This window comes from Streptomyces sp. TRD_SC_5, assembly GCF_056836825.1.
In genome coordinates this window covers 374,840-397,121 of record NZ_JBWZZS010000001.1, presented here as the reverse complement: position 1 = coordinate 397,121, position 22,282 = coordinate 374,840, and the positions used below count along the sequence as shown (strand labels likewise).

General features: G+C 70.7%; 18 protein-coding genes. 6 read left to right on the top strand and 12 right to left on the bottom strand.

What is annotated here, in order from left to right; all coding sequences use genetic code 11:
• Window positions 1–44 precede the first annotated feature (44 nt).
• Window positions 45–1,697, top strand: a complete 1,653-nt coding sequence (locus tag AC1P0E_RS01870; RefSeq protein WP_482740387.1) for an amidohydrolase — start codon at window positions 45–47, stop codon at window positions 1,695–1,697.
• Here AC1P0E_RS01870 and AC1P0E_RS01865 read toward each other — a convergent pair.
• Window positions 1,692–2,780: a magnesium and cobalt transport protein CorA gene (locus AC1P0E_RS01865; RefSeq protein WP_482740386.1), complete on the bottom strand. Its 1,089-nt coding sequence runs from the start codon at window positions 2,778–2,780 to the stop codon at window positions 1,692–1,694. The two genes, AC1P0E_RS01870 and AC1P0E_RS01865, sit on opposite strands and share 6 nt — an antisense overlap.
• 408 nt (window positions 2,781–3,188) lie before the next feature.
• Between AC1P0E_RS01865 and AC1P0E_RS01860 the strand changes: the two genes are divergently transcribed.
• On the top strand, window positions 3,189–4,658 hold the full coding sequence (locus AC1P0E_RS01860) for a UDP-N-acetylmuramoyl-L-alanyl-D-glutamate--2,6-diaminopimelate ligase (protein ID WP_482740385.1): 1,470 nt from the start codon (window positions 3,189–3,191) through the stop codon (window positions 4,656–4,658).
• Here the strand turns inward: AC1P0E_RS01860 and AC1P0E_RS01855 are convergent.
• From AC1P0E_RS01855 to AC1P0E_RS01845, 3 genes are all read right to left on the bottom strand, one after another.
• Window positions 4,645–5,400 carry a fibronectin type III domain-containing protein gene (locus AC1P0E_RS01855; protein ID WP_482740384.1) on the bottom strand — a complete coding sequence of 252 codons (756 nt, stop codon included), beginning with the start codon at window positions 5,398–5,400 and terminating at the stop codon, window positions 4,645–4,647. The genes AC1P0E_RS01860 and AC1P0E_RS01855 overlap by 14 nt on opposite strands.
• Entirely contained in the window at window positions 5,397–5,996 is a 600-nt protein-coding gene (locus AC1P0E_RS01850) for a hypothetical protein (protein ID WP_482740383.1), read from the bottom strand. Before AC1P0E_RS01850 ends, AC1P0E_RS01855 begins: the two co-directional genes overlap by 4 nt.
• Window positions 5,997–6,144: 148 nt before the next feature.
• Window positions 6,145–7,104: a glycoside hydrolase family 16 protein gene (locus AC1P0E_RS01845; protein ID WP_482740382.1), complete on the bottom strand. Its 960-nt coding sequence runs from the start codon at window positions 7,102–7,104 to the stop codon at window positions 6,145–6,147.
• A gap of 146 nt (window positions 7,105–7,250) precedes the next feature.
• On the opposite strand from AC1P0E_RS01845, the gene AC1P0E_RS01840 reads away from it, so the two are divergent.
• Entirely contained in the window at window positions 7,251–8,219 is a 969-nt protein-coding gene (locus AC1P0E_RS01840; RefSeq protein ID WP_482740381.1) for a DUF4331 family protein, read from the top strand.
• Here AC1P0E_RS01840 and AC1P0E_RS01835 read toward each other — a convergent pair whose 3' ends face one another.
• From AC1P0E_RS01835 to aroQ, 4 genes are read right to left on the bottom strand one after another with little or no spacing between them, the layout of a single operon-like run.
• On the bottom strand, window positions 8,220–8,891 hold the full coding sequence (locus tag AC1P0E_RS01835; RefSeq protein ID WP_482740380.1) for a TetR/AcrR family transcriptional regulator: 672 nt from the start codon (window positions 8,889–8,891) through the stop codon (window positions 8,220–8,222).
• Between the two features lie 35 nt (window positions 8,892–8,926).
• Window positions 8,927–10,765, bottom strand: a complete 1,839-nt coding sequence (locus AC1P0E_RS01830; protein WP_482745616.1) for a bifunctional sugar phosphate isomerase/epimerase/4-hydroxyphenylpyruvate dioxygenase family protein — start codon at window positions 10,763–10,765, stop codon at window positions 8,927–8,929.
• 38 nt (window positions 10,766–10,803) lie between these two features.
• A complete protein-coding gene (locus AC1P0E_RS01825; protein WP_482740379.1) occupies window positions 10,804–11,700 on the bottom strand; it encodes a shikimate dehydrogenase in 897 nt (298 codons plus the stop codon).
• Entirely contained in the window at window positions 11,697–12,152 is a 456-nt protein-coding gene (gene aroQ, locus AC1P0E_RS01820; RefSeq protein ID WP_482740378.1) for a type II 3-dehydroquinate dehydratase, read from the bottom strand. The genes AC1P0E_RS01825 and aroQ overlap by 4 nt, the downstream gene beginning before the upstream one ends.
• 216 nt (window positions 12,153–12,368) lie before the next feature.
• Between aroQ and AC1P0E_RS01815 the strand changes: the two genes are divergently transcribed.
• Both AC1P0E_RS01815 and AC1P0E_RS01810 read left to right on the top strand, forming a co-directional pair.
• The gene (locus AC1P0E_RS01815) at window positions 12,369–13,754 is read left to right on the top strand and encodes an MFS transporter (protein ID WP_482740377.1); all 1,386 of its coding nucleotides are present in this window, start codon (window positions 12,369–12,371) and stop codon (window positions 13,752–13,754) included.
• A gap of 471 nt (window positions 13,755–14,225) precedes the next feature.
• Complete coding sequence (locus AC1P0E_RS01810; protein ID WP_482740376.1) at window positions 14,226–17,780, top strand: phosphodiester glycosidase family protein; 3,555 nt, start codon at window positions 14,226–14,228, stop codon at window positions 17,778–17,780.
• A 421-nt stretch (window positions 17,781–18,201) separates the two neighbouring features.
• Here AC1P0E_RS01810 and AC1P0E_RS01805 read toward each other — a convergent pair whose 3' ends face one another.
• The 4 genes from AC1P0E_RS01805 to AC1P0E_RS01790 all read right to left on the bottom strand — a co-directional run bounded on the left by AC1P0E_RS01805 (window position 18,202) and on the right by AC1P0E_RS01790 (window position 20,841).
• On the bottom strand, window positions 18,202–18,612 hold the full coding sequence (locus AC1P0E_RS01805) for a PTS-dependent dihydroxyacetone kinase phosphotransferase subunit DhaM (RefSeq protein WP_482740375.1): 411 nt from the start codon (window positions 18,610–18,612) through the stop codon (window positions 18,202–18,204).
• Entirely contained in the window at window positions 18,609–19,238 is a 630-nt protein-coding gene (gene dhaL, locus AC1P0E_RS01800) for a dihydroxyacetone kinase subunit DhaL (protein WP_482745615.1), read from the bottom strand. Before dhaL ends, AC1P0E_RS01805 begins: the two co-directional genes overlap by 4 nt.
• A gap of 46 nt (window positions 19,239–19,284) precedes the next feature.
• Window positions 19,285–20,277, bottom strand: coding sequence for a dihydroxyacetone kinase subunit DhaK (dhaK, locus tag AC1P0E_RS01795; RefSeq protein WP_482740374.1), 993 nt, complete (start codon window positions 20,275–20,277; stop codon window positions 19,285–19,287).
• 354 nt (window positions 20,278–20,631) lie between these two features.
• Entirely contained in the window at window positions 20,632–20,841 is a 210-nt protein-coding gene (locus AC1P0E_RS01790) for a hypothetical protein (RefSeq protein WP_482740373.1), read from the bottom strand.
• A gap of 778 nt (window positions 20,842–21,619) precedes the next feature.
• Here AC1P0E_RS01790 and AC1P0E_RS01785 point away from each other — a divergent pair.
• Window positions 21,620–21,991 carry a hypothetical protein gene (locus tag AC1P0E_RS01785; RefSeq protein ID WP_482740372.1) on the top strand — a complete coding sequence of 124 codons (372 nt, stop codon included), beginning with the start codon at window positions 21,620–21,622 and terminating at the stop codon, window positions 21,989–21,991.
• The last annotated feature ends 291 nt before the right edge of the window (window positions 21,992–22,282 follow it).

Sequence of the window (22,282 nt, the reverse complement as noted above, 5' to 3'; positions counted from 1 at the left end):
CAACGCCCCCGAAAAAGCGCACCGCATCCCCAGGAGTTCACTTCATGCCCCCTACCACCCCGGCCGATCTGCTCCTCGTCAACGCCCGCATCCACACCGTCGACCCCCTTCGGCCCGAAGCCGAGGCACTCGCCGTACGCGACGGGCGTATCGCCTGGCTCGGCGCCGACTCCGACGCCGAGCGGTGGACCGGACCGGACACCGAGGTCGTCGACGCGGGCGGCCGGCTCGTGCTGCCCGGCTTCATCGACGCCCACAACCACGTCAGGCTCGGCTCCGACGACGCCTGCGTGCAGCTCGCAGGCGTTCGTACGCTCGACGGCATCCACGAGCGCATCCGCGCCTGGCACACCGCCCACCCCGACGCCGAGTGGATCGAGGCCGAGGCCTTCGACTACTCGGCGATCCCGGACGGCCGGATGCCCCGCGCCGAAGACCTCGACCCCGTCACCGGCGACACCCCCGCCTTCGTCCTCAGCTACGACGTGCACACGGCCTGGCTGAACACGGCGGCCATGCGCCGCCTCGGCATCGCCAAGGGCCGTACGAGCCTGCCCTTCGGCGAGGCCGAGACCGACCCCGAGACCGGCGAACCCACCGGATTCGTCAAGGACTTCGCCGTCAAGGGCCTCTCCCGCGACGGCCACCGCGCCCTGCGCGCACTCGCCGTACCGTGGGCGTCGCCCGACCGGCAGTACGGACGCCTCGCGCAGAGCCTCGACGACGCGATCACGTACGGCATCACCACCGTCGTCGAGCCGCAGAACTCACTCGACGACCTCGCCCTGTACGAGCGGGCCCGCGCCGAGGGCCGGCTCCGCTCCCGGATCGTCGCGGCCCTCTTCCACCCGCGCGGCACCACCGAAGCCGACCTCGACGACTTCGCGGCGGCCGCCCGCACCTTCGACGACGACCGGCTGAACGTAGGCCCGCTCAAGCTCTACATCGACGATGTCGTAGAACCCCGCACCGCCGCCCTCCTCGAGCCCTACACCGGCTGCGGCCACCACCGGGGCGACACCTTCTACCCGCCCGAGGAGTTCGCGGAGCTGCTGACGCGGCTGGACGCGCGCGGCTTCCAGTGCTTCGTCCACGCCACCGGCGACCGGGGCATCCGTACCGTCCTCGACGCCGTCGAGCGGGCCCGTACCGCGAACGGGCCACGCGACGCGCGCCACCAGGTCGTCCACGTCGAATGCCTCGACCCCGAGGACACCCCGCGCTTCAAGGAACTGGGCGTCGTCGCCTGCATGCAGCCGCGCCACAGCGCCCCGGAGATAGCCGGCCCCGGTAAGGACTGGGCCGAGAACGTCGGCCAGGACCGCTGGCACAAGGCCTGGCCGATGCGCAGCCTGCACGAGGCCGGTGCGGTGCTCGCCTTCTCCAGCGACTGGAACGTCGCCGAGATGGACCCGATGGTGGGCATCTACACCGCTGTCACGCGCCGCCCGCTCGGTGGCGGCGAGCCGTGGATGCCGGGCGAGACGGTCGACGTGGCGACCGCCGTGCACGGCTACACCATGGGTTCGGCGTACGCCAACTTCCTCGAGCACGAGCGAGGTTCGCTGACCGTCGGCAAGCTCGCCGACTTCGTCGTCCTGTCCCGCGACATCCTTCGGGCCGCGCCCGAGGACATCCCCGGCACTGTCGCCGAGACCGTCGTCGTGGGCGGCGACATCGTGGTCAAGAGGTCATAGCCAGCCGTTGCGGCGGAAGGCCCGGTGGATGGCGAAGCAGGCGACGGTCATGACGGTGAGGGCGAGGGGATAGCCGTACGTCCAGCGCAGCTCGGGCATGTGGTCGAAGTTCATGCCGTAGACACCGCAGATCATGGTCGGTACGGCGACGATCGCCGCCCATGAGGTGATCTTGCGCATGTCCTCGTTCTGCGTGATCGTCACCTGCGCCAGATGGGCCTGCAGGATCGAGTCGAGCAGTCCCTCGAATGCGGCGATCTGCTCGGCCGTTCTGCTCAGGTGCCCGGCGACGTCGCGGAAGTACGTCCGGATCTCCGGTCCCACGGTCGGCATGGACTCGGTGGCGAGGAGTTGCAGCGGCCGGGCCAGCGGCGCCACGGCCCGCTTGAGCTCGAGGAGTTCACGCTTGAGCTGGTAGATCCGGCCGGCGTCGCCGCGGCCCGCAGGCTCGCTGAACACGGCCGTCTCGACCGCGTCCATGTCGTCCTGCACGGCCTCGGCCACCAGGACGTAGTCGTCGACGACCTGGTCGGCGACGGCGTGCAGCACGGCGGCGGGGCCCATGGCCAGCCGCTCGGGCGCCGACTCCAGGGCCTCACGGAGCGGGCCGAGCGAGCCACGGCCGCCGTGCCGGACGGTGATGACGAAGTCGGGCCCCGTGAAGACCATGAGGTCGCCGGTGTCCACGATCTCGCTGGTGGCGGTGAGCTCGGTGTGCTCGACGTAGTGGACGGTCTTGAAGACGGCGAACAGCACGTCGTCGTACCGCTCCACCTTCGGCCGCTGATGCGCCTGTACGGCGTCCTCCACGGCCAGCGGATGAAGCCCGAACAGCTCGGCGAGACCCGCGAATTCCTCTTCCGACGGCTCGTGCAGCCCGATCCAGACGAAGCCCTGGCCGGCCTTGCGGACCCGGGCGAGGGCTTCCTCCGCCGGACAGTCGCCGGGGCGCCGTGCGCCGTCCTCGTACACGACGCAGTTGACGACCGCGCTGCCGAGCGGGGACCGGGTGGGGTGGCTGAGATCCACATTCGGGCGGTAGGCGCGGCGAACCGCCCTGCTGAGAGTGCGGATCAACGGCATGGAGTGCTCCTTCGGCGAATCGGCGGCCAGTGTGCCACCGGGGCTCCGGCCCCCCTTCACAGGGGTGCTCCGGGCCGCTCCGGGGCCGTACACTCGAGAGCATGAGTCGCAGCACATATGGAGCCGGGGAGTGCCTGACCCGGCCTCCTCATGCCCTGTGCCGGGCCCTGCACGGCCACGGCTAGCGATTCCCTTTCTCCCGCAACCGGCAGAGCCCGGCTGCTGCCCACCGGTTTCTGGTCCGGATTTCTCCGCTCGGCGCACGTAGCACTCTCTCCCTTTCGCCCCTTTCTGTACGTATTTGTACTCAGCTGTGACATCTCCGTGACCCGGGCCTCCCAGCCCTGGGCGCCGCCTTTGCCGACGCCGGACGACCGGCCGTCGCCGTACCCCCCCGAGAGGACCCCTGTGAAGTTGAGCGAGTTGCTGGCCGGCCATGACCACGAGGTCCTCGCGGGGGATCCGGAGACGACGATCACCGCGGGCACCTGCTTCGACGCCCACCGGGCAACGCCGGGGACCCTGTTCATCGCCGTGCCCGGTCACGTCGGTGGCGGTCCCGAGGCGGTCGGCCCCGCGATCGCGCGCGGCGCGGTGGCGGTGCTCGTCGACGGTATGGACAAGGCCTCCCCGGCCGCCGAGGGCATCTGCGTCGTACGCGTGCCGGACATCAGGAAGGCGGCCGCGGCCGTCGCCTCCCGCTACTACCGTGAGCCCGGACGGGCCATGGACATGGTGGCGGTCACCGGCACCAACGGGAAGACCTCCGTCTCCTACATGGTCGAGTCCCTGCTGCGGATCGCCGAGGGCGCCGAGGTGGGCGTCATCGGGACGGGCGGCAGCCGGATCGGGGACGAGGTGATCCCCATGCCGAGGTCGGTGCTGACCACGCCGGAGTCGCCGGACTTCCAGTACCTGCTCGGGCGCATGCGGGACCGCGAGGTGTCCACCGTGGTCCTGGAGGCCACCTCGATGGGGCTGCTGACCCACCGGGTGGACGACTCGTTCATCGACGTGGGCATCTTCACCAACCTCACCCAGGACCACCTGGACGACCACGGCACCATGGAGAACTACCGGGACGCCAAGCTGCGCCTGTTCGAAGGGCTCTGCCGGCGCGCGGTCGTCAACGTGGACGACGCGGTGGGCGCCTCGATCGTGGCGATGATGCCGGACGCGGTGACGACGTACGCCCTGGACGCCGAGGCGGACTACCGGGCGACGGACCTCAGCATGGACGGCGACGGCACGCGGTTCACCCTCCACCACGAGGGCCGCAAGTACCCGGCGGCGATCCCCGTGCCCGGCCGGTTCTCGGTCGCCAACGCGCTGGCCACCGTCGCCGCCTGCCATGTGCTGGGGCACGACCTGGCGGGCCTGGTCGCCGCGCTGGACCGGATGCCGACGGCCCCGGGGCGCTTCGAACGTTTCCGGACGCCGGCGGGCACCTCCGTGATCGTGGACTACGCGCACTCCCCGGACTCGCTCGACAAGGTCCTGACCACCATCCGCGGCTTCGCCAAGGGACGGGTCGTCACCGTCTTCGGCTGCGGCGGGGACCGTGACATCACCAAGCGCGCCGAGATGGGCGAGATCGCCGGGACCCACTCCGACCTGTGCGTCCTGACCTCGGACAACCCCAGGAACGAGAATCCCGAGGAGATCCTGGACCAGATCGCCCCGGGCCTCGAGGCGACCGGAACGCCGTTCGAGCGGTACGCGGACCGCCGCAGCGCCATCGAGTACGCGCTCTCCGCCGCCGGACCCGACGACATCGTGTTGGTCGCCGGGAAGGGCAGCGAGCCTTACCAGATCGTCGGTGAGCTGCTGATCCCGTTCAGCGACATGGCGACGGTGCGCGAACTCAGCGGGATGTAGCCGAAGGGGCGGGCTCCGCGCCGGTTGTCAGGTGTACGCCGTTGGACGGCTCGCCGTACGCGATGGCGCGGATCCGGTAGGACGCCTTCTTCTCGTCGGGGAGGGTGATCAGTCCGAAGGAATCGACCTCGGGGTCCAGGACGGCGGCCGGCTTCCACGAGCGGCTGCCCGCGGGCCTGATTTCCAGCAACTGGGCCTGCTCGTCGGCGGCGTGGTCGGTCCAGGTGAAGCGGATCCCGTTGGCGTGCTTGACGGTTGCTGTGAGGCCGGCCGGCGCGGAGCCGGCGTCCCGAACGGCATGCGTGGACACGACGCGGCTCCCCACCGTGCGTGGCGGCGCCCACTCGTGGTCGTCCTTCTGGTCCCTCGCCGACAACCCTCCGGGTGGCAGGGCGACTTCGACCGGACGTGAGGCGGAGCCGTAGTAGGGGCGGAGACGGTAATAGAACGGGGTCCCGGGCATCAGGTCCGGATGCCGGTACGTCCGCCGGCTCAAGGGCACGTACTGGAGGATCGTGTACGGGCCCCGCGCCTGTGTCGCGAATTCGACGACGCGGCCGGCGGCGCCCCTCTCCTCGCCCGTCCACCGCAGGGTGATGCCGACGGGCGAGTCGAGGGCAGCCGTGAGGCGCGTGACGGTGGGCGGGGCCTTTTCCGCGGCGGGCGGGGGAGTGCAGGCGGCCGGTGCGAGGACGAGCGCCGCTGCCGTGGCCCCGGCCCATGGCCTGGCCGTCGCGGTCACTTGCGCCAGAACTTCACGTTGCTCCAGATCACCGTGGCCGGTCCGCTGCCGCTGTTCGTCCGGTACGCGCCGAACTTGTCGTAGAAGCTGCCGCCAGGACTGCCGTACGTGTGCTTCAAGGAGCCGTTGATGTACGTACGGTGCTCGCTGCCCACTTGGTGCACCGTGTTCACGCGGACCGTCGCGCCGACCGTCCCCGCGTTCGACAGCGTGTCGCCGCCGTGCACGGCGTACAGGCGCCCGCCGCGCTCGGCCGCCAGCATGAAGTACGGACCCGGCGCGGAGTCGTTGAAGGTCTGCTTGAGGCTGACGCGCGTGCCGCCCATGCTGCTGATCCGGAAGTAGCCCTCGAACTGGCGGGTCCCTCCGGTGTACGTGGCGTACCGCCGCTCGGCTCGCTGGTCGCCACTCGTGGTGGAGCACGTCAGCGTGAAGGTCAGGTTGTCGACCTGACCGCACCCCCTTTCCTGGACGTTGAACGACGGCGATACGGAGGTCCAGCCGCCGGGCTCGACTTCCGCACGGGCGCCGGGCGCCAGGAACAGACCGCAGGCGGCCGTGAGGCCGATCGTGGTGGCGAGGAGTTTGCTTCGCATGTCTCACTTCCCCATATGTGAACGTTGTTCATGAGAGGGATCGTGTGAGCGTAGAGCTGTGCAAGTCCACTGGCAATGGCACGCGTTGAATTCACGAATGGAGCCCGCCGGGAAGGCCCGGCGGGCTCCAGGTCGTCGATCCGTTCGCTCAACTCCCCGCCGGCTCACCCTCGTACGCGGCGCCTTCGTATACGTAACCGGCGACCCACGTGATATCGATCTGCGCCGACGAACCGGGTGCGGCGGGCGGACCGTACAGCGCGCTCTCGTTCTGCAGGACCCAGGACAGCGGCCCGGACGGTACGCCGCGCGTGCTCGACCCGATGAGCACGCCGTCCAGGTAGTAGCGGATCTCCCGCGGCGTCCACTCGACGGACGTGGTGTGCCAGTCCGTCCAGCGGGCCCCGGTGGCGAACATGTCCTGCCGCCCGCCGTCGCAGGGGTGCGTGAACGCCGTGATCGTGTCGGTCCAGTTCTGCTCCGGGAAGTCGATCTCGCACCCGTTGCCGTACCAGAGGTGCGCCGACTTGTAGCCCGGCGCGGCCTTCACGACCCGGAAGCGTTCGCTGAACTTCCCGTACGTCTGCTCCATGAGCTTCTTCGGTACGACGGCCGCCGCGTGGACGGGCCCGCCGTCCTCCGGCCGCCACATCCGGATGCTCATCCGCCCGTCGCCGCTCTCGGCGGGACCGACGCTGACGGTGTCCTCCGGGTGGTAGTTGCCGCCCACGGGCCTGACCGCGTTGCCGTCGGCGCCGGACGTCGCCGTGTCCTGCCAACTGCTCGGATACGCCCACCACTCGTCGCGGTACGTGCCTTCCAGGCCGGCGCAGTACGCGTCCTTCGTGTCCGCGTTGTGGTCGCAGTCGCTGAAGGAGCCGAGCGCGACCGTGTCCCCGTTGAAGTCCTCGGCGAAGACCTGCCGGAAAGGTCCGCAGTCACCGCGCGGCATGCTGTCACCGACGGTGCGACAGGCGTCCTGCGAGGGCGCGACCGCGCCCGAGGCGGGCATGAGCCACGCGAACAGAAAGGACACCGGGGCCAGAGCCAGTGCGAGGACGGCCGGCAGGAGACGGCGCCGTGGGCGCCGGTGCGTGGTCACGGTCATGAGCCCGGTCCTCCAGATACCGATACCTGTTCCGGACGGTGCGCCCCACACCGTACGGGGACGGGGCTCCGCCGTACACCGCCCGGGGCCCACGGATGGCGGGCGCCACCGTGCGCGGAAGGGGCCCGGGGCTGAGGGTGGGAGACATGTCTCATCACCTCAGCGGGCCGAATCTGCGGTCGCCCATGGACGATGCGCGACTGGATCTGACGGACCTGTTCGCGTTCACCGTGCCGGGCGGACGCACCGTGCTGATCATGAACGTCCACCCGGTCGCCCCGGCCGCGGGCGCGGCGTTCCACCCGGACGCGGTCTACCGCATCGATGTCGACATGGACGGCGACGACCGGGCCGACGCGGCGTTCAGTTTCGTCTTCTCCCCGGCCGTCGACGGGCGGCAGACCGCGACCGTGTACTGGGCGACGGGTGCGCAGGCCCTCGACCCGGAGCCCGGCGGTCAGCAGATCTTCACCGAGGTGCCGGTCGCGCTCGGGCCGCAGCCCCACGTGGCCGAGTCCGGCCCGTACCTCTTCTCCGCCGGCCTGCGCAGCGACCCGTTCTTCGCCGACCTGGACGGCATCGTCAAGGACTTCCAGTGGACCGGCGTGGACTGGGGAGCCGACAAGAACGTCCTGGGCATCGTGCTGGAGGTCCCGAGCGACGAGCTCTGCCCGGACCCGGTCATCGGCGTGTGGGCGCGGGTCAGCGTGCGCCAGGAGGGCGCGCTCAAGTCGGTCGACCGCGGCGCGCACCCGTCACTGACCGCGTACTTCAACGCCGACGAGGCGAAGGAGACGTACAACGAAGGGCACCCCGCCGACGACTGGGCCACGTACAGCCATCCGTGGACGGAGGTGCTCCGTCACACCGGCGGCTACGACGCGCACGCCGCGGAGGAGACCCTGCGCACGGTCCTGCCGGACATCCTGCGCTACGACCGCGACCAGCCCGCCCGCTACCCCAACGGCCGCGCCCTCACCGACGACGTCACGTCCGCCCGGCTGGCGATGATCTCCGCGGGAAAGGTCGCCGGTGACCACATCGGCCCGCACACCGACCTGTTCCTGGACTTCCCCTATCTGGGTACGCCCCACCCGTATCCGGCAGTCGGCTAGTCACGCGCCCGGCGCACGCGCCCCTTCGGTGAGGTAGGCCGCGACCATGTCGCCGAGCATGCGGCGGTGGCGCGCGCGGTGCTTCGCGGCGGTCAGGTCGCGGCCGAACAGTGCCTCGAAGGTGTGCTGGTTGGCGATCCGGAAGACGCAGAACGCGCTGATCATCATGTGTACGTCGATGGCGTCGGCGGTGGTGACGAACTCGCCGCTCTCGCGGCCCGCCTCCAAGATCTTGCTGATCAGGTCGAGTGCGGGCGTACCCAGATTGGCGAGCGCCGGCGACTTGCGGATGTGCTCGGCCTGGTGGATGTTCTCGATGCTCACCAGGCGGATGAAGTCGGGGTGCGCGTCGTGGTGGTCGAAGGTGAGTTCGGCGAGCGTGCGGATCGCCTCGACGGGACCGAGATGGTCGACGTCGAGGGCGCGCTCCGCGGACCGTACTTCGGCGTAAGCCTGCTCGAGGACAGCGGTGTAGAGCTGTTCCTTGCTGCCGAAGTAGTAATAGATCATGCGCTTGGTGGTGCGCATGAGGGACGCGATCTCGTCCACCCGGGCGCCGGTGTAGCCCTGCCGCGCGAATTGCCGCGTGGCGACCGAGAGGATCTCCGCCTTGGTGCGGTCGGCGTCCCGCCGGCGGTCCTTGTTGGCCTGTGGGGCCGGCTGCGAGGTCATGGGGCTCCACCGGTCGACGCGTTGACGCTCCCATCCTATGGCGCGGACCGGTCACCCTCCGGAGCGGGGGCGGCGGGCGCGGGGGCCGGGGCGGGCGCGTGCTGGGCGGCGAGCCGTACCGGGGTGTTGGCCATGCCGAAACCGCGATAGCCGCCGACGCGCTGCACGATCTCGAAGAAGACCCGGCCGACCGTGAGCGTATAGAGGTGCAGGAACTCGCCGCCCTCATCGTCCCTGTCGTACATCAGCCCGAGCTCGCGCAGTTCCCGGTGCCGCTCCTCGCCCAGGTCGTAGCGGGCCCGCAGGTCGTCGTAGTAGTTGTCGGGAATCGGCAGCAGTACGTCGTCGGGCAGCTCGCGGAGCCGGCGCGCGGTCGCGACGATGTCGTCGTCGGCCAGCGCGATGTGCTGCCCGGGCAGCTCCCGCGCCGCCCCGACGTGCGCGATGTTGAGGGCGAGGCGGACCGTACCGGCGGCGTTCGACATGGCGCGGCTGCGCAACAGACCGTACGGATCGGCCACTTCGACGCTCTCGTGCGGCCGCAGCCCGAGCACGGAGCGGTAGAACAGCGCCGCCTCGTCGAACTGGTCCCATGGGTGGCTGAGCGCCACATGATCGATGCGGCCGATGTGGCCCTCGGGCGGCGTCACGGCGTCGAAGTCCTCGCGCCAGCGTGGCTGTCCGGCCTCGCAGAAGAACAGCTCGGTGCCGTCCGGCGCCGCGACGGCGTCGAGCCGCGCCTCCTCGGGGGCGCGATGGCGGGGGAGTACGGGCGCGAGCAGGGCCTTGGCGCGCTCCGCGCAGAGCGCCGGGTCCGGGGACTCCAGCCCGATGGCCACCAGGGACGTGTCGGTGGGGCTCTCGGGGTGGAGGCGGCTGAGGAGGATCCTGGCGCGGCCCTGTTCCCACAGCTCGACCGGCTTGGTCTCGTGCTGTCCCGTACGGGCGAATCCCAGCGCACCGAGCAGCCCGCCCAGGCGATGGTGATCACGGGTGGCAAGCTCGGCGAAGGCGAAGCCGTCGGGCTGCGCGGGCCGGGGGAGGGGCGAGCCGGTGCCGAGCACCTGCGCGACGGACTCCTCCAGCGCGATCAGGGACCGCATCGCGTCGACGGCCGTCCGCCCGGTGTCCGCCTGCCGGAAGCTGTCGTTGAAGATCTCCAGCGACAGCGGGCCCGCGTAGCCGGTGCGCAGGACGTGCGCGAGCAGCCCGGCGAGATCGAAGCCGCCCTGGCCGGGGAAGCAGCGGTAGTGGCGGCTCCACTGGAGTACGTCCATGGCGAGCAGCGGGGCGTCGGCGAGCTGGAGGAAGAAGATCTTCTCGCCGGGGATCGCCTCGATGCCGCCCGGGTCCGAACCGCGCGACAGGATGTGGAAGCTGTCCAGACAGGTGCCGAGGTTCGGATGATCGGCCATCCGTACGATCCGCCAGGCACGCAGGTACGTGTCGACGTGGCGGCCCCAGGCCAGCGCCTCGTACGCGAGCTTGATGCCGTGGTCCGCGGCCCGCTCGGCGAGCAGACGCAGCTGCTCGGCGGCGAGCGCGTCGTCGTCGACCGCGCCGGGGGAGACGTTCGAGCAGACCAGCATCATGTCGGCGCCGAGCCGCTCCATCATCCGGAATTTGTGCTCGGCCCGCCGCAGATTGTCCGCGAGCCGGTCGGGTGCGACCGCCTCGAAGTCGCGGAAGGGCTGATAGAGGTCGATGCCGAGGCCCAGGCTCTCGGCCCGCTTGCGGATCTCCTCCGGCGGCAGTGGGCAGCCGAGCAGATCGTTCTCGAAGATCTCCACGCCGTCGAACCCGGCCCGGGCGACGGCCTCCAGCTTCTCGGTGAGGGAACCGCTGACGGAGACGGTGGCGATCGACTTGCGCATGCGCATGGGGGAACTCCTGTCCTTGAGGGCCGCGGCCCTCAGGCGGCGACGAGGGCGGCCATGTGGGCGAGCATCCTGACCGGGTCCGGCTCCAGCCCCGTGAACAGCCGGAACGCGTGCGCGGCCTGGAACACCGCCATGCCGCCGCCGTCCAGCGTGCGGCAGCCGAGCGCCCGCGCCTGGCGCAGCAGCTCCGTGTCGAGGGGCCGGTAGACCACATCGGCGACCCAGAGCCCCGGATGCAGCAGTTCGGCGGGGAACGGCAGTCCCGGGTGGTGGGCCATGCCCGTGGGCGTGGCGTGCACCAGCCCGTCGGCCCCGGAGAGCAGCGCCCCGAGCTGCTCCTCGGGCCCGGCGTACGCCCGGCCGGCGCCGAAGCGTGCGGTGAGTTCGGCGGCGAGGGCCGCCGCCCGGCTCCTGTCGGCGTCGACGAGCGTGACGCGGTCGGCGCCGAGGGTAAGCAGCGCGTGCGCGACGGCGGCTCCTGCGCCGCCCGCGCCCAACTGCACGACCCGGCGGGTGGGAGCGTCCTGCAGCCCGCGGGCGAAGGACTGGGCGAAGCCGCTCCAGTCGGTGTTGTGCCCGCGGGACCGGCCGTCCTTCGCGAAGACGACGGTGTTGACCGCGCCCAGCGCCCTGGCGTCCTCGGACAGGTCGTCGAGGTACGGGATGACGGTCTGCTTGCCCGGGTGGGTGATGTTGAGGCCGTCGTACCCGAGCCGGCGCACCGTACGCACGAGAGCGCCCACATCGTCGGGGCCGAGGCCGAGCGTGTCGAGGTCGATGCGCCGGTAGAGGTAACGCAGACCGTGGTGCCCGGCCTCGCGCTGGTGGAGCGCGGGACTGAGGGACGGGCCGATTCCGGACCCGATGAGCCCGATCAGATACGAGGGCGGGGCCGGGGACGGGCCCGAGGCAGCCGAGGTCGAGGTCATGCTGCGTTCTTCTCCAGGAGGTGGGCGACGTGGGTGAGGGCGAGGGCGTACCCGTGGACCCCGGCGCCGCAGATCATCGCGTCGGCGACCTCCGCGACGTAGGAACGGTGCCGGTACGGCTCGCGCCGGTGGATGTTGGTGATGTGCACCTCGACGACAGGCGCGTCCACGGTCGCGAGGGCGTCCCGCAGGGCGATGGAGGTGTGCGTGTAACCGGCCGCGTTGACGACGACCGCGGCGGCGCCGGAACGTGCCTCGTGCACCGCGTCGATGAGCTCGCCCTCGTGGTTGCTCTGGCGGAAGTCGACATCGAGGCCGTGGCGGGCGGCGACGTCCCGGCACAGGGACTCGACGTCCGCGAGGGTGGCGGAGCCGTACAGCCCGGGCTCCCGAAGGCCGAGGAGACTGAGGTTCGGTCCGTTGAGGACCAGCACGCGGGACAGGTGCGGCATGGGCTCTCCTTGGCGCAATGTACTGAACGGTTAATTGTTTATAGCCCATCCTCGACACACAGGGAAAGTGGCGAGGCGCCTTGCCGGTGAGGCGATTGATGATCTGCCCAGGACCCTTGACATGGCCGGAACGTGGCTGAAACATGTCGGCATCGCGCTTATGAACTACCTGGTTCGTAACTTCGCCGCGGCGGGACACTCGACGAGGAGTACCACGTGACCGACCAGACAGTCCGCGCAGATGCCGGCGGACCGAAGCCGCAGGGGACGCCCCGCAAAGCGGCGGTGGCCGCATGGATCGGCAGCGCTCTGGAGTACTACGACTTCTTCATCTACGGCAGCGCCGCGGCGCTGATCTTCTCCCGGGTCTTCTTCGACATGTCCGATCCGGCGACCGCGACGCTCCAGTCGCTCGCCACGTTCGGCGTCGCGTACGCCGCCCGCCCCGTCGGCGCCTTCTTCCTCGGGCACATCGGGGACAAGTACGGCCGCAAGAAGATCATGCTCTTCACACTGATGCTGATGGGTGTCTCGACCTTCCTCATCGGCTGTCTGCCCACCCGCGACCAGATCGGCGGCCTCGCGCCCGCCCTGCTGGTGTTCCTGCGCGTACTGCAGGGACTGTCGGCGGCGGGCGAACAGGCCAGCGCGGGGTCGATGTCGCTGGAACACGCACCGGCGCACCGCCGCGGCTACTACGCGAGCTTCACCCTCAACGGCACCCAGTTCGGCCAGATCATCGCCACCCTCATCTTCATCCCGATCGCCGCGCTCCCCGAGGAGCACCTCCTCACCTGGGGCTGGCGCGTGCCGTTCTGGCTCAGCGCGGGCGTCACAGTCCTCGGCTACTACATCCGGCGCAGGCTGGAGGAGACGCCCGTCTTCGAACAGGCCGTCGCCGGCGGCACGGTGGCGAAGATGCCGGTGGCCGAGCTCTTCCGCGACCACTGGGCCGACGTGCTGCGGGTGACGTGCGCGGCCTTCATCGCCACCGTCACCACGATCTTCAACATCTGGGCGCTCAGCTACGCCACCAGCGACGAGGTCGGCCTGGACAAGGCGGTGATGCTGTGGGTGGGCGTCGTGGCCAACGCCGTTGCCCTGGGCGCGATCCCACTGTGGGCCAAGCTCTCCGACCGCATCGGCCGCAAGCCGGTCTTCCTGGTCGGCGCCATCGGCAGCCCGGTGATGATGTTCGCCTACCTGGGCGCCATCAACTCCCACAACTACCCGCTGGTGTTCCTCACGGGCATCGTCGGCCTCGGCATCGTGTACTCCGCCGCCAACAGCATCTGGCCCGCGCTGTACGGCGAGATGTTCTCGGCCCGGGTCCGCATGTCGGGCATGGCCATCGGCACCCAGATCGGCTTCGCGGCCGCCGGCTTCGCCGTCGCCTCGGCCGCGGGCATCGCATCGCCGGAGGGCTGGCTGGGACTGCGGGGCTGGGAGGGCGTCGGCATCTTCACGGCGGTCCTGTGCGCGATCAGCGCGGTGGCGATCGCTACGGCGCGGGAGACGTATCGGGTGCCGACGGAGGAACTGGGCATGAGGTCACACGCGGCCGGCCGCGAGACGAACCCCCGCCCATCAGTACCAGCCTGACACCCCACCGGCTCCGGCCTTGTCCTCGGCCCGTGCCCCGGGCTCGGTCCCGGGCTTGGCCGTCCCGTGCCCCGGGCCCCGGCCCGGGCTTGGCCCCCCGGCCTGTCCCCAGTTCGGGAAGGGGCGGGGTGGGGAACAGGCCCCGCAGGGCAGGGCCGCCGCCGGCCCCGCCGAGCCGGTGTCCGGCGCATCGTCGGACAGTCGGCCACCGCAAGGCCGAACGGATGGGCGCGCGTCCGGTGGTCAACAACTACCCGCGCGACCCTCGCCGCGCGTCCTAACGTGATCGGAACCGCACCCCGTGGTCGCCGGGGCGGTCCGGACCCGACTCGGCGTCACCTCATCGGTGCCGCATGTTTTCCCCGAGGCCTCGGTCGCCCCCTGGTGCGTCGGCGCGCGCGGCGGCAATGCTGTGGGCGACAGCGCTTACTGCCCGCTGCCCGCCCAACCGGCCGTTCCTCAGGAGGACTTGTGGGCCCTGGCACAGTTGGCTACCTCAGACGGCCCGTCGTGCTCCTCGCGACGGTGACCGCACTGACCGCCGGGGCGATCGCCCCCGCGGCCGCCGATACGACCCCAGATGCGACCCTCGACCCCCGTCCCCGCAACTCCGCGGAAATCCTCAGGCCCGTCGCTCCACCACCCGCGAGCGCCCCGGCCGGCAGCCCGAGATCCGTCATCGACGGCGACGGCATCGAGACCGCCCGCAGCGCTCGCCCGATCGCCCCCGGCATCCGCCTCACGTCGTACGACCGCCTCGAATCGGACAAGTGGCTCCGCGTCGACTCGCTCTCCGTCGACCTCGCCGGCAGCGGCAGCGGCAGAGGCAGCGGCAGCGGCGTCCAGGCCGGTTACCTCTCCTCCGGCAAGGTCTCCGACCGCCGCTCGGTCTCCGCGCTCGCCGCCGCGCACGACCCGGGCGAAGGCCGCCGTACCGTCGCCGCCATCAACGCGGACTTCTTCGACATCAACCAGACCGGCGCCCCCCAAGGCCCCGGCATCAAGGACGGCAAGCCCGTCCACTCCCCGGCCCCCGGCGTCCACCGCGCCGTCGGAATCGGTCCCGGCGGTGCGGGCCGCGTACTCCAGCTGTACTTCGACGGCACACTCGCCCTCCCCACCGGTACGCACCCCCTGGCGGCGTACAACGCCGCCAATGTCCCGCCCGGGGGAGTGGGAGCGTACAACTCCGGCTGGGGCGCGGCCGACCGCGCGCTGACGGTCGACGCCGCGACTCCCGTCGCCGAAGCGGTCGTACGGGACGGAAAGGTCGTCGCCGTCGACGACCGGCCCGGCACCGGGCCCATCCCCGAGGACACCACGGTCCTCGTCGGTCGCGAGGCCGGTGCGGCGGCCCTGAACGCGCTCGAGCCGGGCGACCCGGTAGCGATGGAGTACGAGGCCCGCACCGACAGCGGGCCCGTGCCGCGCACCGCCGTCGGCGGCCGCGAACTGCTCGTCGTGGACGGCGTACCGCAGAACCACGACGGCCAGGGCAACAACACCGCCGCGCCCCGCACCGCCGTCGGTTTCTCCAAGGACGGCAGCGAGATGCACGTAATCACCGTCGACGGCCGTCAGGCCGACAGCGGTGGCGTAACCCTCACCGAGCTGGCCGTGATGATGAAACGCGCCGGATCGCACAGCGCGCTGAACCTCGACGGCGGCGGCTCGTCGACCCTGATCGCCCGCCAACCCGGCAGCGACGCACTCCAGGTGGAGAACAGCCCGTCCGACGGCAGCGAACGCACCGTGCCCAACGGCCTCGCTCTCACCGCCCCCGACGGCAGCGGCCGCCTGCGCGGCTACTGGGTCGAGACGCGTACGCCCGCCGGCAGCGCACCGACCGCCGACCCCGTCAAGGGTGGCCATCCCGAGCGGGTCTTCCCCGGCCTGACGCGGCAGCTCACCGCGGCCGGTTACGACGAGACGTACGGTCCGGCGCAGGGGGACCCGCGCTGGCAGAGCTCCCGCGCGTCCGTGGGCCGGGTCGACGGCGACGGGCTGTTCACGGCGCGCCGCAGCGGCACCACACAGGTACGCGCACACCGCGGACCCGCCGAGGGCGGCACGCGACTGACCGTCCTCGACGACCTCGCCCGCGTCGAACCGACCACGCGACGCGTGGGGTTGGCGGACGCGGCAGCGAGCGGCGCGTTCGGCATCATCGGATACGACGCCCACGGCACAGGCGCACCCGTCGAACCGCGTGACGTGAAGCTCGACTACGACCGCGCGCTCTTCGACATCCGCGACGACGGCCGGGGCAACTTCACCATCGCCTCCCGCACGGGCAGCGGCGCCGGCGAGATCAAGGCCACCGTGGCCGGTAAGGTCACCTCGCTCGCCGTCAGTGTCGGCCTGACCGAACAGGCGGTATCCGCGTTCGACGACGCCGCGTCCTGGACCTTCAGCCAGGCCCGCGCGAGCGGCTCGGTCGCGGCGACGCCCGAAGGCCACACCGGCACCGGGCTGAAGCTCAGTTACGACTTCACGCAGTCGACGGCGACCCGCGCCGCCTACGCCAACCCGCCGCGGCCGCCGGTCACGGTGGCCGGCCAGCCCCAGTCCTTCAAGATGTGGATCAAGGGTGACGGCAAGGGCGCCTGGCCGACGCTGCACCTGAAGGACGCGGCCGGCTCCGACCAGCTCCTGCGCGGCCCGTTCATCACCTGGACCGGCTGGCGGCAGGTCACCTTCACCGTGCCGCCGGGCGCGGCCATGCCGATCGGAGTGCACCGCTTCTACCTGGCCGAGACGGCGGCCGCCAAGCAGTACATGGGCGAGATCGTCGTGGACACTCTGACCGCGCAAGTCCCGCCCACCGTCGTACTCCCCGACCAGCCCGTGCCCGTGGACCCGCTCATCGATACGGCGGCCGAAACAGAGGCCAGGGACTGGCAGTTCGCGGTGATGTCCGACGCCCAGTTCGTCGCCCGCGACCCGGACAGCGCGATCGTGGCGCAGGCGCGGCGGACCCTGCGCGAGATCAGGGCGGCGAAGCCGGACTTCCTGGTCGTCAACGGCGACCTCGTCGACGAGGGCTCACCGGCGGACCTCGCCTTCGCCCGCCGTGTCCTGACGGAGGAACTCGGGGACGCCCTGCCCTGGTACTACGTACCGGGAAACCACGAGGTGATGGGCGGGAAGATCGACAACTTCGTCGCCGAATTCGGCCCGGCGCACCGGACGTTCGACCACGAGGGCACCCGTTTCATCACCCTCGACACGTCGAGCCTCAGTCTGCGCGGCGGCGGCTTCGCACAGATCAAGAACCTGCACGCGCAGCTCGAATCGGCTTCGAAGGACGACCGCGTCAGCTCGGTCATGCTGATCCAACACGTCCCGCCGCGCGACCCGACCGTACAGAAGGGCAGCCAGCTGGGGGACCGCAAGGAGGCCGCGCTGATCGAGAGCCGGCTGGCCGATTTCCGGCGTACGACCGGGAAGGGCGCGGGCCTGATCGGCAGCCACGTGGGGGTCTTCCACGCCGCGCACTTGGACGGCGTGCCCTACCTCATCAACGGCAACTCCGGCAAGGCGCCGGCGGGCCCGGCGGACGAGGGCGGCTTCACCGGCTGGTCGCTGGTGGGAGTCGACAAGGTCTCACGCACCGAGCAGGCGATGGCCCGGCAGCGCCCTTGGGAGGGTGCCCCTGACTGGGTGTCGGTCCAGACGCGCGCCCACGTGGACGCTCTGGCACTCGACGCCCCGTCCGTACTGCCTCCCGGCGGCGGCGCGGAAGTGGAAGCAACTGCCACCCAGGGCGCGCGCCGGGTCCCGGTCGCTTTCCCGCTGAGCGCGGACTGGACGGGCTCCCCGAACCTCCACATCGGCTCAGCGAAGGACGCCCGGCCACGGCACGCGGCAACCTTCGATCCGGCGACGGGCGAACTGACGGCGCTGCGCCCCGGGACGATCACGCTCGCGGTGACGGTCAACGGCACGACACAGCGAACCGAAATCCGCGTCGAGGCGGAGAGGGACAGGACCGGGACGACGCCACCGGTCGCACGCAGTGCGTAAGTAACACGCCGGAGTGCGGGCTTCCGGTCGTGCTGCCCCCGAGGCCGTGCCCCAGGGCTCCGGCGTACAGGCAGCCCGGGGGCCTGGGTTGCGGCCCCCGGGCTGCCTGACCCGCCGGGCACGGGCCCTGGCCTGCCTCGCAACCTCGGACCGTGCCTGCCGGGCGGGACCTGGGCGGTGCCTGCCGCGCGAGACCTGGCCTTGGCCTGTCGCGCAACGCCGGGCCGTGCCTGTCGGGCGAGACCTGGGCCGCGCCTGACCCGCCGGGCACCGGCCCTGGCCTGCCACGCAACGCCGGGCCGCGCCTGCCTCGCAGCCTCGGGCCGTGCCTGCCGCGCGACCCCGGGCCGGCCCCGGCGCTCGAGCCAGGCCCTTGCCTGCCGAGCAGAGCAGGCAAGGGCCTGAGCGGCGTCATTGAACGTCACACCTTGCGGTAGTCGTACGCCTCCTTCGCCGCGGCTTCGACCGCGTCCAGGTCCGCGCCCGCCGATGCCGTGACCACCGCGGCGACCGCCCCCTCCACGAACGGCGCGTCCACCAGCCGTGCTCCGTCCGGGAGCTCGTCACCCTCGACCAGCAGCGCCTTCACCGTGAGGACCGCACTGCCGAGGTCGACCAGTACGGCGACCCCCGCGCCCGCGTCGACCGACCTGGCCGCCTCGGCGATCAGCTCCGAGCTGGTGCCGAGCCCACCGTCGGGCGTGCCGCCCGCCGCGGCCACCGGCGCCGTCGCCCTGCCGCCCGCGAGGCCCTTCGCCAGCTCGGCGACGGAGGTGGCGACCGACGCACTGTGCGAGACCAGCACGACCCCGACGAGCTTCTCCCCGCTCACGCGCCCGCCTCAGCAGACTCCGCCGTGTCCGCCGTGTCGGCGAGCGTACCGATGAGCAGCGCCGAAGACGTCGCCCCCGGATCCTGGTGCCCGATGCTGCGTTCGCCCAGGTAACTCGCCCGGCCCTTGCGGGCCTGCAGCGGTACGGTCGCCAGCGCCCCCTCGTCGGCCGCGGTCCGCGCCGCGCCGAACGACAGCGTCTCGCCGAGCGCGGCGGCCGCCGGGATCAGCGCGTCCAGCATCGTCTTGTCACCGGCCTTCGCCCCGCCCAGCTGCGCCACCGCGTCGACGCCCGCGCCCAGGGCCGCGGCGAGCTTCTCGGCCGTCACCTCGCCGTTGTCTCCGAGCGCCTTGCCCGTACGCCGCAACAGCGTCCCGTACAGCGGCCCCGAGGCCCCGCCCACAGTCGAGATCAGCTGCCGCCCCGCCAATGCCAGTACCGCACCCGGTGTGACGGGCGGCTCCTTCTCCAGCACGGTGACGACGGCCGCGAAGCCGCGTTGCAGATTGCTGCCGTGGTCGGCGTCGCCGATGGCCGAGTCCAGTTCGGTGAGGCGGCCGGCCTCACGGTCCACGGCGGCGGCCATCGCCGACATCCAGCGACGGAAGAATTCGGCGTCGAGCACAAGCACAGGATCTCCTTACACGCGGTCGTTACGGATGTACGTCGGCTCAACGTCCCCAGCGGAGCGCGGGGGTCTCGACCGGCGCGTCCCACAGGCGCAGCAGTTCCTCGTCCACCTGACAGAGCGTCACCGAGCAGCCCGCCATGTCCAGCGAGGTGACGTAGTTCCCGACGAGCGTACGGGCCACGGCGACACCCCGCTCGGACAGGACGCGCTGCACCTCGGCGTTGAAGCCGTACAGCTCCAGCAGCGGAGTGGCGCCCATGCCGTTGACGAGTGCGAGCACGGGCCGCGTCGGCCGCAGGTCCTCCAGTACCGCGTCGACCGCGAAGTCCGCGATCTCGCCCGAGGTCATCATCGGCCGTCGCTCGCGCCCCGGCTCGCCGTGGATGCCGATCCCCAACTCCAGTTCCCCCGGAGGCAGATCAAAGGTCGGCGTACCCTTCGCGGGCGTGGTGACGGCGCTGAGCGCGACCCCGAAGCTGCGGGAGGACTCGTTCACCTGCCGCGCGACGGCCTCCACCCGCTCCAGCGGCGCGCCCTCCTCGGCCGCCGCGCCGGCGATCTTCTCCACGAAGAGCGTCCCACCCGTGCCGCGCCGGCCCGCCGTGAAGGAGCTGTCGGTCACGGCGACGTCGTCGTCGACGAGGACCTTGGAGACCTGAATGCCCTCGTCCTCGGCGAGCTCGGCGGCCATGTCGAAGTTGAGTACGTCGCCGGTGTAGTTCTTGACGACGAAGAGGACACCCTGACCACTGTCCACGGCGGCCGCGGCCCGCACCATCTGGTCGGGAACGGGCGACGTGAACACCTCACCGGGGCAGGCGGCGGACAGCATTCCGGGCCCGACGAACCCACCGTGCAACGGCTCGTGCCCACTGCCCCCGCCCGACACAAGCCCCACATGGCCCGGTACGGGGGCGTCGGACCGTACGACGACCCGGTTCTCCACGTCGACGGTGAGCCGCGGATGCGCGGCGGCCATCCCGCGCAACGCATCGGCCACGACGGTCTCGGCCACGTTGATGAGCATCCTCATGCGTACCTCCCGGTGAAAATGGCAGCTGTGACCCTGACCGGCATCGCCGCAGGTCAGGTTGAATATCTTCGATTTTCGATCTTGGCGGCTTCAGGCGGGCTCCGGCGGGGCTGATACTCGCCTAATGCTGAGTCTCTGGGCTGGCTGAGCCCAGTATCGAGGGAACGTCGCCGACCGTCGCGTATTGCGATGCTGAACTCTTGGCAGCAGCCCTCATGAGATGGCGGTTCGATCTGGCGCAGATCTTGCATGAGAGCCAGTGCTCGATCACTCCGCATCAGTGAGTCGTTACCGGCGGTTCCGGAGGGCAGGGGGAGCAGGGGGAGCAGGGATCCGAGTGAGACGTGGCCGAACTCAGCAGTCACCGCATTGGCCAGATCGGCGGTGCGGCGTGGCGGTGAAAGGTGACCCGCTGGCGTATGTGGCTGTGGCGAGCAGTGGCACGTCCGGGCCGCCTGCCGTGGCGAGGTTGGGGTTTGCGAGCGCCGCGCGCTTGGCCGCCTCCACATAGTCCTTCAGGTTCTCCGTCAGGAGTTGCTGGCGGGTGTCTGCGATGTCTGCCATGGTGACCCGCCTTGCGTTGTACGCGGGCCGAGGGCTGGGGGGCGGTCGCCAGCAGTGGCCGGCGCTGCCCCAGCTTTCCTCGCATCGCCAGCCTCGTCCGGTCGCACAACTTCGCGTACAGGGCTTGGGCCTCGTGGAACTTCAGGTGCGGACCGAGCTCCATGATTGCCTGGAGGTTGTCCTGTTCGATCTGTTCGCGGCATGCGGCCGGACGGGCGCGAACGAGGGCCAGAAACTCTTCGGTCTGGGCCGGTGTGGCGTCGAGTTGGTCTGCCACGCGTTTCAGGCACCGCTCCCGAGATGTACCCTCGCCTGCCGCGAGGGCCGTGATGTCCCTGTCTGCCGAGTCGAGCGCTCCTTCGAGGACTGCGGTGAACCGGCAGGGGTTTGGCCAGGCCGGCCCCCAGCCCTGCGTCGAACCCGTCGGCCGACTCGGCCGGGGTCCAGGAAGTCCGGGAAGTGGGCGGCCCTGGGGAACAGCGTCAACAGCAGGGTGTGCAGGGCTCGTTCGAGGCCCTTCTTTCGCAACCGGTGGCGTGCGGTGTGGTGCCACTGCGCATAGGCCCAGCGGCCAACCGCGTTCTGGCCAGGTCGACCTCGCTGAAGTGGATGCGGAGCATGTCGTTCTCCCCCGATGAGCTCAGCTTTTGCCGTCAGCCGCAACAGCATGGCCCAGCGGCGGCCGCTGGGCAATCGTTGGTCTCTCTCGCATCAGGGAGCGCTTCGACTCCGGCAGGACCGGAGCGGCCTCCGTCACCGAAGAAGGAGAGAGTCACTCATGCGGATACGGTCCATCGCCCTCACGCTTGCCGCGGCAGGCACCGCGATCTTCGCCGGCGCCGTCCCGGCCCAGGCACACGCCACCAGCTACGACTACTACATCGGCTGCGGCGTCGCGGGCCTCGAGGACTGCGGCCACGCCTCCGTCACCTCGACACACAAGACGATCACTATCTGCGACGACAGCGCTGATGGGGACGTCCCGTTCGTGCAGTACGTGCGCGGTGGAGTCACGCACAAGCTGACCGACGGGAACGGCTCCAAGTCCGGCTGCAGCAGCGACTACGACTCCACCTCCATCACCAAGTGGCGTATGTGCGTCGACTTCGGTTCGTACAACACGTGCATCAAGGACTGGATCACCGCGTGATCGGCTAGTTTCCTGCGCCGATGCCTCGCTGGAGAAGTCCAGCGAGGCATCGCAGACGAAAGCGTACGGGCCCAGCACAGACCGAGGAGACGGTGATTTCGGGAAATGGCGTCAGTAAATATCACACCGCGGGCACTCTGGGCCCAGTACATCAGCATGGACTTCCACACGCGATGGAAGGAAGGTCGCGGCGACGATTGGTACGTCAACCAATTCAGTAGGCCCCCGAGTAAATCCACCAGGGCATGGGAGCCATGGAAGGGTGGCGTATTCATTCACTACATGGGGAGC

What these genes read in the sequence shown, in the direction of transcription:
- AC1P0E_RS01870 (WP_482740387.1), top strand. Translation starts at nt 45, where the DNA reads ATGCCCCCTACCACCCCGGCCGATCTGCTCCTCGTCAACGCCCGCATC.
- AC1P0E_RS01865 (WP_482740386.1), bottom strand. Translation starts at nt 2,780, where the DNA reads ATGCCGTTGATCCGCACTCTCAGCAGGGCGGTTCGCCGCGCCTACCGC.
- AC1P0E_RS01850 (WP_482740383.1), bottom strand. Translation starts at nt 5,996, where the DNA reads ATGCGAAGCAAACTCCTCGCCACCACGATCGGCCTCACGGCCGCCTGC.
- AC1P0E_RS01845 (WP_482740382.1), bottom strand. Translation starts at nt 7,104, where the DNA reads ATGACCGTGACCACGCACCGGCGCCCACGGCGCCGTCTCCTGCCGGCC.
- AC1P0E_RS01840 (WP_482740381.1), top strand. Translation starts at nt 7,251, where the DNA reads ATGTCTCATCACCTCAGCGGGCCGAATCTGCGGTCGCCCATGGACGAT.
- AC1P0E_RS01835 (WP_482740380.1), bottom strand. Translation starts at nt 8,891, where the DNA reads ATGACCTCGCAGCCGGCCCCACAGGCCAACAAGGACCGCCGGCGGGAC.
- AC1P0E_RS01830 (WP_482745616.1), bottom strand. Translation starts at nt 10,765, where the DNA reads ATGCGCAAGTCGATCGCCACCGTCTCCGTCAGCGGTTCCCTCACCGAG.
- AC1P0E_RS01825 (WP_482740379.1), bottom strand. Translation starts at nt 11,700, where the DNA reads ATGACCTCGACCTCGGCTGCCTCGGGCCCGTCCCCGGCCCCGCCCTCG.
- aroQ (WP_482740378.1), bottom strand. Translation starts at nt 12,152, where the DNA reads ATGCCGCACCTGTCCCGCGTGCTGGTCCTCAACGGACCGAACCTCAGT.
- dhaK (WP_482740374.1), bottom strand. Translation starts at nt 20,277, where the DNA reads ATGAGGATGCTCATCAACGTGGCCGAGACCGTCGTGGCCGATGCGTTG.
- AC1P0E_RS01790 (WP_482740373.1), bottom strand. Translation starts at nt 20,841, where the DNA reads ATGGCAGACATCGCAGACACCCGCCAGCAACTCCTGACGGAGAACCTG.
- AC1P0E_RS01785 (WP_482740372.1), top strand. Translation starts at nt 21,620, where the DNA reads ATGCGGATACGGTCCATCGCCCTCACGCTTGCCGCGGCAGGCACCGCG.